Raw genomic sequence first — 15,272 nt, forward strand, 5'->3', positions numbered from 1 at the left:
GTCAGACCTCGATTCCGCCGGCGCCGCGGCGGGCCGGCTTGGGTGTCCTGATGTCAACGTAACCGCCGGCGGCCAGTCCGGCGCGCCGTTCGAAGAAATTTGCCGAGGCCGGATTGCCGGTCCGGAGCTGTGACCAGCCGGCTGCCAGGAAGTACAGCGGAAGAAAAGGCAGTCCCAGGCAGCAGGCATATTGGCTGCAGTGCTTTTCCTCATGCCCAAGGAGGGCCTGGTTGGCTGTCAGTTGTTCAGTGCTGATCCGGCAGATCACCACGTTGCCCAGGACGAATGCGCCCGCGAAGGGGACGCGCCAGGTGTAGCCGGAAGCGATGACGAGCCCCCGCGGCCCCTTGCTGAGGGCAGTCCCGGCGGCGCGTGCCAGCGCCATCCCCAGCAGGGTGGTGCCGTTGGCGAGGTTGGCGAACTGCCGCGCCCGCTGTCCCCCCGTCAACCGGGCTGCCGCCAACGGCACAGCCGTCAATGGCCGTACTGCTCCAGGGCGCCGCCGTTCTGCCATGAGGCCATGGTAGCCGGAGCATTCAATTAGACTGGAGGATAGTGGCCGCCGTTATTTTCCAGTCGGTATTTTCCAATCGGCAATTCCCAGCGGCCCTGACCTGGTCATCGAGTGCATTCATCACGCATGGATTCACGAAAATGACCTGCCAGTGACGGATGAGCCGCCGGGAAACCGCGCACGGCTGCACCGGTCACCGGCAGCCCCGACTCGTAGCTAAGAACAGTAGATGACTGAAACTTTGCCGGGCGCCGCCATCCCGAACCCTACGGATGAAGCCGCCATCACTGCCGCTGTAGACCAGGCCATTGCCGCCATTGCCGGCGCTGGCTCCCTTGACGAACTCAAGGCGGTGAGACTGGCGCATACCGGTGAGAAGTCACCGCTCAGCCTGGCCAACCGCGAGATCGGCGGCCTGCCGAAAGACCAAAAAGCCGTAGCAGGCAAGCTCATGGGTTCCTCCCGCGGCCGGGTCAACAAGGCGCTCGCGGACCGCACCGCCGAGCTGGAAGCCGAAAACGACGCCCGGATCCTGCTGGAAGAAACCGTTGACGTCACAGCGGCGCCCCGCCGTCGTCGGACAGGCGCGCGCCACCCGCTATCCACGCTGCAGGACCGCGTGGCGGACATCTTTGTTGGCATGGGCTGGGAAATCGCCGAAGGCCCTGAGGTGGAATCCGAGTGGTTCAACTTCGACGCCCTGAACTTCAAGCCGGACCACCCGGCCCGCGAAATGCAGGACACGTTCTTCGTGGAGCCGCCCGAGGCGCACCTGCTGATGCGTACCCACACCTCCCCGGTGCAGGTCCGCTCCATGCTGGAACGGGAAGTGCCTATCTACGTGCTGTGCCCCGGTAAGGTGTTCCGCACCGACGAGCTCGATGCCACCCACACGCCCGTGTTCCACCAGTTCGAGGGCCTGGCCATCGACAAGCACCTGAGCATGGCGGACCTCCGCGGCACGCTGGAGCACTTCGCCCGGCAGATGTTCGGCGACGAAGCCCAGATCCGGCTGCGCCCCAACTACTTCCCCTTCACCGAGCCGTCCGCAGAACTGGACATCTGGCACCCCGGTGCCAAGGGCGGCCCGCGCTGGATCGAATGGGGCGGCTGCGGCATGGTCAACCCCAACGTGCTCCGCGCCGCGGGCATCGACCCGGACATCTATTCAGGTTTCGCCTTTGGCATGGGCATCGAACGCACCCTCATGTTCCGCAACGAGGTAGGCGACATGCGCGACATGATCGAAGGCGACGTACGTTTCAGCGAGCACTTCGGGATGGAGATCTAACAGTGCGTATCCCACTTTCTTGGCTGCGTGAATTCGCAGCAGTACCGGCCGGAGCAACGGCCGAAGACGTGATGGCCGAGCTGGTCAAGGTCGGTTTTGAAGAAGAAGACGTCCACCGCCCCACGGACGCCCTGCGGGGCCCGGTTGTGGTGGGCCAGGTCCTGAGCATCGTCAAAGAACCGCAGACCAACGGCAAGACCATCAACTGGTGCCAGGTCCGCGTTGTCCCCGAAGGCCAGGCGCAGACCCTCACCGGCGAGGGCATCGACCCCTCCGGCGTGCAGGGGATCATATGCGGCGCCCACAACTTCGTGGAGGGCGACAAAGTGGTGGTCACCCTGCCCGGCGCTGTCCTGCCGGGCGACTTCCGCATCTCTGCCCGGAAGACCTACGGGCACCTGTCCGCCGGCATGATCGCCTCCGTCCGTGAGCTGGGCATCGGCGAGGACCATGACGGCATCCTCGTCCTGTCCCGGATCGGGCTGGACCCGGAAATCGGCACGGATGCCATGGACCTGCTTGGTCTCTACGACGAGGCAGCGGAAATCAATGTGACCCCGGACCGCGGCTACGCCTTCTCCATCCGCGGCGTCGCCCGCGAATACGCGCATGCCACCGGAACGTCGTTCACCGATCCGGCGTCCAAGGTGCAGGCCCCGGCTGAGCTCTCCGGCGGCTACGGCGTGAAGCTCAACGACGACGCGCCCATCTATGGCAAGCCCGGCTGCGACCGTTTTGTGGCCCGCACCGTCCGCGGCGTGGATGCCACCAGGCCCACCCCGCCGTGGATGACCTCCAGGCTGCGGCTGGCCGGGATCCGCTCCATCTCGCTGCCGGTGGACATTTCGAACTACGTCATGCTCGAGCTGGGCCAGCCCACGCACTGCTATGACCAGGACAAACTGTCCGGTGACATTGTGGTACGCCGTGCCGTCGCAGGGGAGAAGATCACCACCCTGGACGGCAAGGAGCGCGCGCTCGACGTCGAGGACCTCCTCATCACCGACGGTTCCGGCGCGATCGGGATCGCCGGCGTGATGGGCGGCGCTGCCACTGAGGTGTCCGATTCCACCACCAGCGTCCTGGTTGAGGCCGCCCACTTTGACGAGGTGTCCATCGGCCGTTCCCGCCGCCGCCACAAGCTGCCGTCCGAGGCGTCCAAGCGCTTCGAGCGGGGCGTGGACTGGCACGTGGCGGATATTGCCGCCCAGCGTGTGGTTGACCTGCTGGTGGAGCTCGCCGGTGGCGTGGCTGACCAGGCGGGGACCGACGTCGGGACCGCACCGGATGCCGTGGCCATCACCTTGCCTGCGGACTTCGCCGCCCAGCGGATCGGTATCGACTTCACCGAGGAGCAGATTGTCACCTCGCTGGTTGACCTCGGTGCCGTGGTGGAAAAGAACGACGGCGGCTGGACCGTCACTGCCCCCAGCTGGCGTAACGACCTGGAAACCAAGGAAGACCTCTCCGAGGAGATCGCGCGGCTGGTGGGCTACGACAATATCCCCGCCACCCTCCCGGTGGCCCCTCCGGGACGTGGCCTGACCCGTGTTCAGCAGCAGCGCCGTCGGCTGATCCAGGCACTGGCTGACGCCGGGCTCACCGAAGTCCTGGCATACCCGTTCGTCTCCAAGGCCGCCAACGACACGTTCGGCGTCGCAGAGCAGGGCGCGGCCCGGAGCGCGGTGAAGCTGGCCAACCCGATCAGTGAGGAACACGGCTACCTTCGGACGTCCATCCTTCCCGGGCTCATCGAAGTGGCCAAGCGGAACCACTCCCGCGGCTTCCGTGACCTGGCGCTCTTTGAGTCAGGACTCGTCTTCCTGCCCGGTGACACCGTTGGAACGCCTTCCATCCCGCCGCTGGGCGTCAAGCCCGCCGACGAAGTACTGGATGCACTGTACGACGGCGTCCCGGACCAGCCGCTGTACGTCGCCGCTGTCCTGACGGGCCACGATTCACCGGCGGCCGCCAGCCACACGCCGCGCCTGTGGGACTGGTCCGACGCGCTGGACATCGCCCGGCTTGCCGGGGACGTGCTGGGCGTGGAGGTTGTGGTGAGCCAGGGTGCGCACCAGGCGTTCCATCCGGGCCGTGCCGCGCAGCTCTCACTCCGCACCGGTGAAGTGGTGGGTTACGCCGGCGAGCTGCACCCGAAGCTCCTGGCCGCGCACGACATGCCCGCCCGTTCGGTGGCGCTGGAATTCAACGCCGATGCCCTGTTCGAGGCAGCTGCGGATGTGATTGTGGCCCGCCACATCTCAACCTTCCCGGTGGCCACCCAGGACGTTGCCCTCGTAGTGCCGCAGGACATTCCCGCGGACCAGGTCCTTGAGGCGCTCCGCGAGGGCGCCGGCGAACTGCTGGAGGATGTGGCATTGTTCGACGTTTACGCCGGTAAGGGCATCGAAGACGGCAAGAAGTCGCTGGCGTTCGGCCTGCGGTTCCGGGCGACGGACCGCACACTGACGGCCGACGAAGCTTCGGCCGCGCGTGAGAGCGCCGTGGCCCTGGCTGCCGAGCGCTTCGGCGCCGTCCAGCGCTAAGCGCTGATTTCCGTGGCGGGGCCGGCGGCACCAGTTCCGGTCCTGCGTTCCTGCCCTCCCGGTGAGCCTGGAGGGCAGGAACTGTCTGGGCGTGTTCCTGACGGGCCAGCATCCGAAGGGTCGGCGCCGCAAAGACACGGGCAGGGCTCGACGGCGGGTGGCTGGCGGGAACTGCTGGGCCCTGCAGAGCTGGAGCGGGCAACTGCCTTGGCGCCCGGCCCCCGGGCCACTTTCGTGGCTGGCCGACTGGCCCTGCGAACGTTGGCCGCAGAACTGCTCGACGTCCAGGCGTCGGATCTCACCGCACACTTCAGCTGTCCCCGGTGCGGCTCCGGCCCCGGGCTATCCCACGGCAGGCCGGGGTACACCTTGCGGGGGAGGCCGGTGCCGCTGGCGCTGAGCCTGGCCCGGAGTTCCGGCTGGATCCTGCTCGGTGCCGTGGTGGCGCCACCTGCCGGCCTGACGATCGGCGTGGACCTGGAGGACCCGGCCCGTCTGGATTTTGACGGGTTCGACGCCTTAGCCCTGAGCGCGGCAGAGCGTGCGGCCCTCGCCGGACTGTCCGGGCAGGCCTTGCTGCAGGAACGGGCGCGCCTGTGGACGCGCAAGGAAGCCTGGCTCAAGATGACCGGCGAAGGCCTCACCAGAGCCCCCGACACCCTGAATGTCCTTCTTCATCAGGAAATCCGTGACCTGGCGGCAGGCGAGGCGGGCCTGCCGCGGAACTTCCGCGCCGCCGTCGCGCTTTCAGCTGCGGGCTCTTAGCCCCGCGGCTCTCAGCGCAGAGCCTGTCAGCGCGGACTCTGTCAGCGCAGGGTCCGTCAGCGCGCAGGCAGCGGCGGAAGGCCCGCCTCGTGGAGCCACGGATGCAGCAGTGCTTCGGTGTCCAGGCCGGTGGCACGGTCCGCAGCATGGATAAAGGCGGCGGTGGACACCGAGCCATGCCGGTTGGCGCTGGTCCAGTCGTGCAGCAGCGCAAAAAATGCGAGGTCGCCGCACCGGATACGCAGGGCGTGCAGGGCCAGGGCTCCGCGTTTGTAGACGCGGTCATCAAACATCAGCTCCGGACCCGGATCACCCACAATGATGTCCTGGTTGCCGGACGCCAGCTTCCGCCAGGCCGCGGCGGCCCTGTCAGCTAACGGCAGGACTCCCGCTTCCTCCGACCAGATCCATTCCGCGTAGCAGGCGAAGCCTTCGTGGAGCCAGATATCCGCCCACGATGCGGCCGTGAGGGAGTTGCCGAACCACTGGTGGGCGAGCTCGTGGGCGATGAGCCGCTGGGACTCCCACTCCGGCGTCAGGTGGTTCCGGCCCAGGATGGATAGCGTCTGCGCCTCAAGCGGTATTTCCAGCTCGTCCTCAGTGACCACCACTGTGTATTCCGGGAAGGGATAGGGTCCGAAGCAGCTTGCGAAAGTGCGCATCATTTCCGGCTGCCGGGCCAGCCCTTCGCGGGCAGAGTCGGCCATCAACGCCGGGACGGCGGCAAACTGCGGGACCTGCCCCTCGGCGTGCGGGGGAGTCAGGCTGAGGAGCTCGTACCGGCCGATCTGGACCGTCGCGAGGTACGTGGCCATGGGCTCCGGCTGCTCGTAGATCCAGGTCTCACGGCTGGCCCTGCTGCTGTGGGAGACCAACGCACCGTTGCAGACGGCCCGGTAATTGGCATCCGTTGTCACACTGATGCGGTAGCTGGCCTTGTCACCTGGGTGGTCGTTGCAGGGGAACCAGGACGCCGCGCCGTTGGGCTGGCCGGCCACCAGGACACCGTCGGTGAGTTCCTCCCAGCCCACCTCGCCCCAGAAGCCGCGGCGGGGGGCAGGGTTGCCCTCGTATCGGATGTCGAGGGTAAAGACTTCACCCGCAGGCAAGGCGGCCTCGGGCACAATGACCAGCTGCCCCGCGCGCTGGCTGTACTTGCGCACACGGCGGCCGCTGAGCTGGATCTTGGTGGCCCGCAGCCCGGCCAGGTCCAGCACCAGGGCGGCCGTTGCGTACTGGGTGACAGCATGCAGGACCGCGCGCCCGCTCAGGCGGTTGCTGCTGAGCTTGTAGTCGAGGTCCAGTTCGTAGCGGTTCACACAATAGGCGTTGGTGCCGTGGCCTGGCATATATGGGTCAGGCGCCGTAGCACTTTGCTCCGAGGTGCGTGCCGGGCCGGTACTTGAGGCCGTGGGGCTCGGTGCGGGGGAACTCATAGGACAGTCTTTCCGATCAACTGGGACGGCAGTGATAACTGGTGCTGCGGGGCTACCTTGGTTTGGGGACGGACGAAACGGGGCCGCTCCAGGGGCTCACCGGGTTGCCCATCCAGTACGTCGCGGCAGGCACGGATTCGCCGCGCATTACCAGCGATGCCGGTCCTACCGTTCCACCGTTGCCGATGCTTGCCTGGGGAAGGATCACGCCGTGGGGTCCCATGGTTGCTCCGTCTTCGAGGGTAACAGTGTCCAGGCTCATCACCCGGTCATGGAAGAGGTGCGTTTGGACTACGCAGCCACGGTTGACCGTGGAATTCCGGCCGAGGGTTACGAGGTCCGCTTCCGGGAGCCAGTAGCTTTCGCACCAGGTGCCGCGGCCGATTTTTGCGCCGAGCGTCCGGAGCCACCAGACCAATGCGGGCGTTCCCGTTGCGGCGCGTGCGAACCAGGGGGCGCTGACCATTTCGATGAAGGTGTCCACCACCTCGTTGCGCCAGATAAAGGAACTCCACAGCGGGTGCTCGCCTTCACGGATCCGCCCCACCAGGACCCATTTAGCGACGACGGCGCTGGCCGCTGCCACCGCGCCGGCCACGAGCATGACCACTCCGCCCGCCGCGGCAGCAATCCCGTAGTTGTAGGCGGCCGCCAGCCAGTCAAAGGCGAGCATTACCCCGGCGGCGATGGCTACCGTGGTCACCACCGGGACGAAACGGCCCAGCTCCCAGAGGCAGCGGGCAAACTTGAGCCGCAGCGGGGGCTCATACGTGCGGGTGTCGTCCGAGGCGATGGCCGTGCGGCGGAGCCGCACGGGCGGGCTGCCCAGCCAGGATGTGCCGGACTTGGCTTTCGCCGGCGTGGCGGACAGGACGGCGACAAGCGAATTCTTGGGCACGCTCCTGCCGGCCGCGGTCATGCCTGAGTTGCCGAGGAAGGAGCGCTTGCCGATCTTGGCCGGCGCAATCCGCAGCCACCCGCCGTCGAGCTCGTAGGACGCCACCATGGTGTCGTCCGCCAGGAAGGCGCCCTCGCCCACGGTGGTCATCTTAGGGATCAGCAGGACGGTGGAGGCCTCGACGTTTTTGCCGATCTTTGCCCCGAGCAGGCGGAGCCAGACCGGTGTGAAAAGGCTGGCGTAGACAGGGAAGAGCAGGTCGCGGGCCAGGTCCAGCACCCGTTCGGTGGCCCAGACCTGCCAGCCGATCCGGCTGCGGACGCGGTAGTAGCCCTCCTTCAGGCCAATGCCGAGCAGCCGGGTGGTGACAAGGATCAGCAGCAGGTTGACCACGAACCAGACCAGGGCCGCGGGCGCCAGCGCGAGCAGGAGCTGGGGCACGGCAGCAAACAGCGATTCGCTGCCCCGGATGAAGGCGAAGGCCACCAGCGCGGCGGCCGCGGCGGAGACATAGGGGATGAGCGCCAGCGTGCCTGAAGCGAGGGCGAACCCGGTGAACCAGAGCCTGCCAATGAGCCGGTGTTCTACAGGCGTCTCCGGCAAGGAGTGCTTGGCTTTGCCCCGGCGTTGGGCGGGGGAACCGGCAACGTGGTGGCCGGCCTTCACCTTGCCAAGCACGGCAGAGCCCGGTTCCACCTGGGCTCCGGCGCCGATCGAGGCGCCCGGCATGAGCGTGCTGCGCGCCCCGACGCTGGCACCGGCACCGATGCGGACGGCACCGATGTGGACAATGTCACCGTCAATCCACCAACCGGAAAGATCAACCTCAGGCTCCACGTTGGAGCCGCTGCCGAGGGAGAGCAGCCCGGTGACCGGCGGCAGCGAGTGCAGTTGGACGTTGTTGCCAATCTTCGCGCCCAAGGCCCGGGCGTAATACGGAACCCACGGGGCGCTGGCCAGGCTGATGGCGCCGGCCAGGTCCTGGATCTGTTCCGCCAGCCACAGGCGCAGGTGTACCCGTCCGGACCGCGGGTACGTGCCCGGCACCACGTTGCGGAGCAGGATCCGGGCCGCGGCGATGGAGATCAGCATACGGCCGGCAGGGGAGACAAACACAAGCCAGGACGCGGCCACCCACCACCAGGACACGGTGGGGGCAGCGCTGAAGCCCGCGAATGCGGACAGCAGGTTATTGGCCGCCATCAGGTAGGTCAACCAGCGCATCCCCACCAGGATGTGCAGGGGAATGCCCATCAGCGTCTGGAAAACCTGCGACTTGAACGCGGTGGGCCGGACGGTCCTTTCCGGCGCCGGTCCGGCGGCCACCCCAGCCGGAAGGGACTGCCGGGCCGTATCAATCAGCGCACCGATTCTGGGCGTCGCATAGATATCGGCGACAGTAATGGTGGGATACCGAACCCTGAGGGCTGAGACGAGCTGCGCTGCCGACAGGGAGCCGCCGCCGTAAGCGAAGAAATCGGCATCGAGGCTGGTTACCGGGCTGCCCAGGACGGCGGCCCACTGCCCGGCAACCCAGGCGGCGTCTTCGGGCAGGTTCAGCGGTGCGGCGTCGGCATCTGCTGCACCGGAACCGGTCAAAGGCCAGGGCAGGGCATGGCGGTCCACCTTGCCGCTGGTTTTGGTGGGCAGGGATTCCACCACAGTCAGCAACGGAATGAGCGGGGCGGGCAGGCTTGCCGCCAAGTGTTCGCGGGCGGACACCAGGTCCAGGCCCGCATCCGCGGCGGCCAGGTAGCCCACCAGGATCTGGTTGCCGGCCGCGGTTGTCTTGACGGCCGCGGCAGCTCCGGCGACGTGGGGGAGGGCCTGCAGGGCAGCGTCAATTTCACCCAGTTCGATCCGGCGTCCGCCCAGTTTGACCTGCTCATCAGCGCGGCCCATAAAGATCAGGCCTTCGGCTTCGAAGCGGACCAGGTCGCCGGACCGGTAGGCGCGCTCCCAGCCGAAGCTCGGCATCGGCGCGTACTTCTCACGGTCCTTGTCCGCGTCCAGGTAGCGGGCCAGACCCACACCGCCGATGATCAGCTCGCCGATTTCGCCTTCGCCGACCGGCAGTCCGTCCGTGTCCACTACGGCCAGGTCCCAACCGTCCAGCGGCAGGCCGATCCGGACCGGACCCGGACCGCCCAGGGGAGCGGCGCAGGCCACCACCGTGGCCTCCGTGGGGCCGTAGGTGTTCCAGACTTCACGGCCCGGGACGGCAAGGCGCTCAGCGAGTTCAGGCGGGCAGGCCTCACCACCGAAGATCAGCAGCCGGACGTTCTCAAGGGATTCCGCCGGCCACAGGGCCGCGAGGGTAGGGACTGTGGACACGGCGGTGATGCCGTGGTTGATGAGCCAAGGGCCGAGGTCCGTGCCCGTCCGGACCAGGGCGCGCGGGGCAGGGACCAGGCAGGAGCCATGGCGCCAGGCCAGCCACATCTCTTCGCAGGAGGCATCAAAGGCAACGGAGAGCCCGGCCAGCACCCTGTCCTGCGGGCCGAGGGGTTCCTCCTGGAGGAAGATCCTGGCCTCGGCGTCAACGAAAGCAGCGGCGGAACGGTGCTGGACCGCTACCCCCTTGGGCGTGCCGGTGGACCCGGAGGTAAAAATGATCCACGCGTCATCGTTGGGTCCGGCAGGACGGCGTGCGGCTTCAGTGCTCCCGGCTGCACTGGGGTCTGCGGAGTCCCTGGGCTCCGGAAATGTGACTGCGTCCCCGCCGGTGAGGACTGCCGCGACCCGTGCCTCACCGAAGACCAGCCGGGCACGTTCCTCGGGATCGTCCGCGTCGACAGGAACGTAGGCGGCCCCGATGTGGAGAATAGCCAGGATCGAGATGTAGAGCTCGTTGGTTCCGGACGGAATGCGGACGCCGATCCGGTCGCCTGCGCCGAGGCCTGCCGCCTGCAGCTCACGTCCCTTGGCCCGCACGGCAACCATCAGGTCGGCGTAGCTCAAGGACCGCCGGCCGTCGTCGAGCGCCGACGCCTCAGGAAAAAGGGTCGCCGAGTCCTCCAGAATGGCCATCAGGGTCCGCTCGGGCGGGGCCAGTGGCAGACCGGCCAGCTGGGGGCGGTAGAAGTCTTCAGGCAGGGATGCTACGACGTTCGACAAATGCTCACTCACCGTCAGATTGTGCCCGCCCAAGGTGAACGGAAGGTGTCCTTCATTGGTTGAAGGTTCACATTCCGTTCACCTGGACCCTTGCTGATCTCAGGGAACCAGCAGGACCTTACCTGTGGTCCGCCGGCCTTCAAGGTCCTCATGCGCGCGCCGGGCGTCGGCCAGCGGATAGCTGGCGCCGATCCGCACGTTCAGGCTTCCGTCCTCTACGGCGCCGAAAATTTCGCTGGACCGCCACACCCGTTCCTGAGGATTCCCAAGGAAGTCTGCCAGCTTGGGCCGTGTCAGCGAGAGTGAACCACCGGCGTTGAGCCGCTGGGGATCCACCGGCGGCACTGCGCCGGAGGCCGCTCCGAACAGGACAAGGAAGCCCCGGGTACGCAGGCTGGCCAGCGAGCCGTCGAACGTGTCTTTCCCCACGCCGTCGTACACCACGTCGACGCCCACGCCGTTGGTGAGCTGGCGTACGGCATCCGCGAAACCGTCGTAGCGGAGCACCTCGTCCGCTCCGGCCGCGCGCGCCAGTTCTTCCTTTTCGTCGGAGGACACGGTGGTGATGACCCGGGCGCCGCGTGCCTTCAGGAGCTGGGTGATGAGCAGTCCGACGCCGCCGGCACCGGCGTGGACCAGTACCGTCTGGCCGGGTTCCACTTTGAAGGAGGAATTGATGAGGTAGTGGGCGGTCATGCCCTGCAGGGGCAGTGCCGCGGCCGTGAGGAGGTCCACACCGTCGGGGACAGGTAGCGCTTTGTCCGCGTCCAGGACGGTGTACTCCGCGTAGCATTCCCGGCCTTCGGCGGTTGCAATGCGGCTGCCGACGGTGAAGCCTTCGACGCCCTCGCCGACTTCCTCGACAGTGCCTGCTGCTTCCGAACCCGGCGTGAAGGGGAAGGCAACCTTGTACATGCCGCCGCGCTGGTAGGTCTCAATGAAATTGATGCCCGTGGCCGCCACCTTGACCAGCAACTGGCCGGGGCCCGGCGTCGGGCGCTCCACTTCCGCGGACTCGAGGACTTCCGGTCCTCCGGACTGGCGGGCAACGATGGCATGCATAAAAGGTCTCCTCTCCGGTGCGGGGATTTCCCGGGCCGGTTTCTCTGACCATCCTATGGATGCCGGCTACCGACGACGAAGCGACGGCCGGTAGCCGGCCGTCGCTTCAAGACATACGGGAGTCGCGCGGTGAATCTGCGCGCACTGACGGTGCTAGTAGCGCCGGGTGACCGTGGCCATGGGGCACTCGAAGTGGCGTCCGGCGGAGAGGCCTACGTTGTTGAGGTAGCGGACGATGATGCCGTAGGACTGGAGGAGCGTGGTTTCCGTGTACGGAACCTGGTGCTTCTTGCAGTACTCGCGGACGATCCTGGCGGCCTTATCCAGCTGGGGCCGCGCCATGTCCGGGAAGAGGTGGTGCTCAGCCTGGCGGTTCAGGCCGCCGAGCAGGATGTCCATGAAGCGGCCGCCGGAGATGTTCCGTGAGGTCAGGACCTGGCGGCTGAAGAAGTCCACCCGGCTGTCCGCGGGCAGGACCGGCATTCCCTTGTGGTTCGGCGCAAAGGAAGCGCCCATGTAGAAGCCGAAGACGGCCAGCTGCACGCCGATGAAGGCGAAGGCCATCCCCAGCGGCAGGAAGGTAAAGGCCAGGGCGGGCAGGGCGCCGAGGCGGACCAGCAGGATGGGGATTTCCACCCAGCGGTGCGTGACCTTGGCCCGGCGGAAGACGAACCTGACTGAATCGATCTGGAGGCCCAGGCCCACCAGGAACAGGAGCGGGAAGAAGAACCAGCCCTGCTTGCGGGTCAGGAACGAGAACCGGCCCTGCCTGTCGGCAACCGCGTCGGTGTGGAACGCGATGGGGCCGGGGGCGATGTCCGGATCCTTGGAAATGACGTTGGGGTGGTTGTGGTGGGCGCCGTGCTTCTGCTCCCACCAGGAGTAGCTCATGCCTGCCACGGAAGTGGCCAGGATGCGGGCCGTCCAGTCGTTGGCCCGGCGGGAAGCGAAGATCTGGCGGTGTCCCGCTTCGTGGGCCAGGAAGCTCAGCTGCGTGCAGAGGACGCCCACTGCTGCCGCGATGAGGAGCTGGAACCAGCTGTCGCCGATCAGGGCGAAGCCGAACCAGGCCGCCGTCATCAGGAGGACAAGGCTGGAAAACAAGGTGATGTAAAAACCTACGCGGCGTTCCAACAGGCCTTCAGCCTTGACGGTCTTCAGCAGTTCCGAGTAGCTCAGGACAACTGCGTTGGGTTGCCGGACACGCGATTTAGGGCGCTCAGACGTAGGGAAGGTGGTGGTCATGGAGCGGGGCCTCGTAACTGTTTCGGGCAACGCTGCAGCCGACATTCGGACTGCGCGGTCAGGATCACCCTCACTCCAGCTTACGCCCGCCTGTCCAGCGGGCTCCGGGGACCAGAAAGGATTCATGCATAAATATCGGGCGCACTGAATACTTTTGCTGTAAGATTCAGGGCATGACTATTTCTGTTGCCGTCTCCGGGGCCAGCGGTTACGCCGGGGGAGAAGTTCTGCGCCTGCTCGCAGGCCATCCGGACGTGACCATCGGTGCCATCACTGCGCACAGTAATGCCGGCACCCGCCTGGGCGAACTGCAGCCGCACCTGCACGGGCTCTCCAGCCGGATCCTCGAAGACACCACGGTGGAAAACCTCGCCGGTCATGACGTGGTGTTCCTTGCGCTCCCGCACGGCGCGTCCGCCGAGATTGCGGCGCAGCTGCCCGAAGGCACCGTCGTGATCGACGCCGGCGCAGACCACCGCCTCGAGGATCCGGCCGCGTGGGAAAAGTTCTACGGCTCCGCCCATGCCGGAACGTGGCCGTACGGCCTGCCGGAACTCCCGGGCCAGCGTGAGGCGCTCAAGGGCGCCACCCGGATCGCCGTCCCCGGCTGCTACCCGACGTCGGCCCTCCTGGCACTGACACCCGGGTTCGCCGCAGGACTACTCCAGCCCGACGACGTTGTGATTGTTTCCGCTTCCGGCACCTCGGGTGCCGGCAAGGCTGCGAAGGTGAACCTGATCGGCTCTGAGGTCATGGGCTCCATGAGCCCCTACGGAGTGGGCGGCGGCCACCGCCACACGCCGGAAATGGAACAGGGACTCTCCAACGCCGCCGGGGAACGTGTCACTGTCTCCTTCACCCCAACGCTCGCACCGATGAGCCGTGGCATCCTCACCACGGCCACCGCCAAGGTGAAGCCAGGCACCTCTGCTGCGGAACTCCGCCAGGCCTGGGCGGATGCCTACGACGACGAACCGTTTGTGCACCTGCTCCCCGAAGGGCAGTGGCCCACCACCAAGTCCGTAGTTGGGTCCAACCACGCCGCCATGCAGCTGGCCTTGGATGAACACACCGGCCGTGTGATCGTCACGTGCGTCATTGATAACCTCACCAAGGGGACTGCCGGCGGCGCCGTGCAGTCCATGAATATTGCCCTTGGCCTGCCCGAAATGGCCGGCCTCAACCTGCAGGGAGTTGCCCCGTGACCGTTACCGCCCCCTTGGGATTCCGGGCTTCCGGCGTCACCGCCGGCCTCAAGGCATCCGGCAATCCGGACCTTGCCCTGGTAGTCAACGATGGCCCGTCCAAGTCAGCAGCCGCCGTCTTCACCAGCAACCGCGTGGCCGCGGCCCCCGTCCACTGGTCCCGCCAGGTGGTCTCCGATGGCCGGGTGGACGCCGTGGTGCTCAACTCCGGCGGCGCCAACGCCTGCACCGGTCCGCAGGGATTCCAGAACACCCACAGCACGGCCGAGAAGGTCGCTAAGGTGCTTGGCATTTCGGCCACGGACGTTTTTGTCTGCTCCACCGGCCTGATCGGCGAGCAGCTGCCCATGGACAAAATACTGCCGGGCGTTGAGGCCGCGTCCGCGGCGCTGAGCACGGACGGCGGCCCGGAAGCGGCCGCCGCGATCATGACCACTGACTCCGTGCCGAAGTCTGCGCTGTTCATTGGTTCTGACGCGGACGGCCAGGAATTCACCATCGGCGGCATCGCCAAGGGTGCCGGCATGCTGGCACCCGGCCTGGCCACCATGCTGGTGGTCCTCACCACCGACGCCGAGGTTGAAGCCGAAATGCTCGACGTCGTCCTCCGCGACGCCACGCGCGTCACCTTTGACCGGGCTGATTCGGACGGCTGCATGTCCACGAACGACACCGTGGTGCTGATGGCTTCGGGCGCGTCCGGCGCGGTCCCGTCTGCCGAAGCTTTTGGCGAAGGGCTGACCCAGGTTTGCGCCGAGCTGGCGCGCAAACTCATTGGGGATGCCGAGGGTGCCAGCCACGACATCGCCATCCGCACCTTCAACGCAGCCACCGAGCGGGACGCCGAAACCGTCAGCCGCTCCGTGGCCCGTTCCAACCTGTTCAAGGCAGCCATCTTCGGCAAGGATCCCAACTGGGGCCGTGTGCTGTCCGCCGTGGGCACCACTGACGCCGTGTTTGAGCCGGACCAGTTGAACGTCGCCATCAACGGCATCCAGATCTGCCGCAACGGCAGCATCGGAGACGACCGCAACCTGGTGGACCTGGAACCCCGCGAGGTCCTGGTGGAGATCGACCTGCAGTCCGGTGATGCCGAAGCCACCATCTGGACAAACGACCTCACCCACGACTACGTCCACGAGAACAGCGCCTACTCAAGCTAGATCCGCCAGCAACCCTGGAGAGACCGCCGC

At 66.8% G+C, this 15,272-nt stretch carries 10 protein-coding genes; 5 read left to right on the top strand and 5 right to left on the bottom strand.

Translation table 11 applies throughout. From position 1 onward, the window contains the following. Window position 1 precedes the first annotated feature (1 nt). Window positions 2–448, bottom strand: a complete 447-nt coding sequence (locus tag J2808_RS15220; protein WP_309818340.1) for a hypothetical protein — start codon at window positions 446–448, stop codon at window positions 2–4. A 295-nt stretch (window positions 449–743) separates the two neighbouring features. Here J2808_RS15220 and pheS point away from each other — a divergent pair, with 295 nt between their 5' ends. The 3 genes from pheS (at window position 744) to J2808_RS15235 (ending at window position 5,116) form a co-directional block, all read left to right on the top strand. Continuing rightward, entirely contained in the window at window positions 744–1,805 is a 1,062-nt protein-coding gene (gene pheS, locus J2808_RS15225; RefSeq protein WP_309818266.1) for a phenylalanine--tRNA ligase subunit alpha, read from the top strand. Window positions 1,806–1,807: 2 nt separating this feature from the next. Further along, a complete protein-coding gene (pheT, locus tag J2808_RS15230) occupies window positions 1,808–4,351 on the top strand; it encodes a phenylalanine--tRNA ligase subunit beta (protein WP_309818268.1) in 2,544 nt (847 codons plus the stop codon). A gap of 234 nt (window positions 4,352–4,585) precedes the next feature. Beyond that, window positions 4,586–5,116 carry a 4'-phosphopantetheinyl transferase family protein gene (locus J2808_RS15235; RefSeq protein WP_309818270.1) on the top strand — a complete coding sequence of 177 codons (531 nt, stop codon included), beginning with the start codon at window positions 4,586–4,588 and terminating at the stop codon, window positions 5,114–5,116. 56 nt (window positions 5,117–5,172) lie between these two features. On the opposite strand, the gene J2808_RS15240 is transcribed toward J2808_RS15235, so the two are convergent. From J2808_RS15240 to J2808_RS15255, 4 genes are all read right to left on the bottom strand, one after another. Further along, complete coding sequence (locus J2808_RS15240) at window positions 5,173–6,552, bottom strand: M1 family metallopeptidase (protein ID WP_309818271.1); 1,380 nt, start codon at window positions 6,550–6,552, stop codon at window positions 5,173–5,175. 52 nt (window positions 6,553–6,604) lie between these two features. After that, complete coding sequence (locus J2808_RS15245; RefSeq protein WP_309818342.1) at window positions 6,605–10,480, bottom strand: Pls/PosA family non-ribosomal peptide synthetase; 3,876 nt, start codon at window positions 10,478–10,480, stop codon at window positions 6,605–6,607. A 186-nt stretch (window positions 10,481–10,666) separates the two neighbouring features. Then, window positions 10,667–11,629, bottom strand: coding sequence for a quinone oxidoreductase family protein (locus J2808_RS15250; protein ID WP_309818273.1), 963 nt, complete (start codon window positions 11,627–11,629; stop codon window positions 10,667–10,669). 153 nt (window positions 11,630–11,782) lie between these two features. Beyond that, on the bottom strand, window positions 11,783–12,874 hold the full coding sequence (locus tag J2808_RS15255; protein WP_309818275.1) for a fatty acid desaturase family protein: 1,092 nt from the start codon (window positions 12,872–12,874) through the stop codon (window positions 11,783–11,785). A 173-nt stretch (window positions 12,875–13,047) separates the two neighbouring features. On the opposite strand from J2808_RS15255, the gene argC reads away from it, so the two are divergent. Both argC and argJ read left to right on the top strand, forming a co-directional pair. Beyond that, window positions 13,048–14,079, top strand: coding sequence for an N-acetyl-gamma-glutamyl-phosphate reductase (gene argC / locus J2808_RS15260; protein ID WP_309818277.1), 1,032 nt, complete (start codon window positions 13,048–13,050; stop codon window positions 14,077–14,079). Then, window positions 14,076–15,242 carry a bifunctional glutamate N-acetyltransferase/amino-acid acetyltransferase ArgJ gene (argJ, locus tag J2808_RS15265; RefSeq protein WP_309818279.1) on the top strand — a complete coding sequence of 389 codons (1,167 nt, stop codon included), beginning with the start codon at window positions 14,076–14,078 and terminating at the stop codon, window positions 15,240–15,242. Before argC ends, argJ begins: the two co-directional genes overlap by 4 nt. Window positions 15,243–15,272: the final 30 nt, after the last annotated feature.

Origin of the sequence: Pseudarthrobacter sulfonivorans, assembly GCF_031454915.1 — a bacterium.
Classification (GTDB): domain Bacteria; phylum Actinomycetota; class Actinomycetes; order Actinomycetales; family Micrococcaceae; genus Arthrobacter; species Arthrobacter sulfonivorans_C.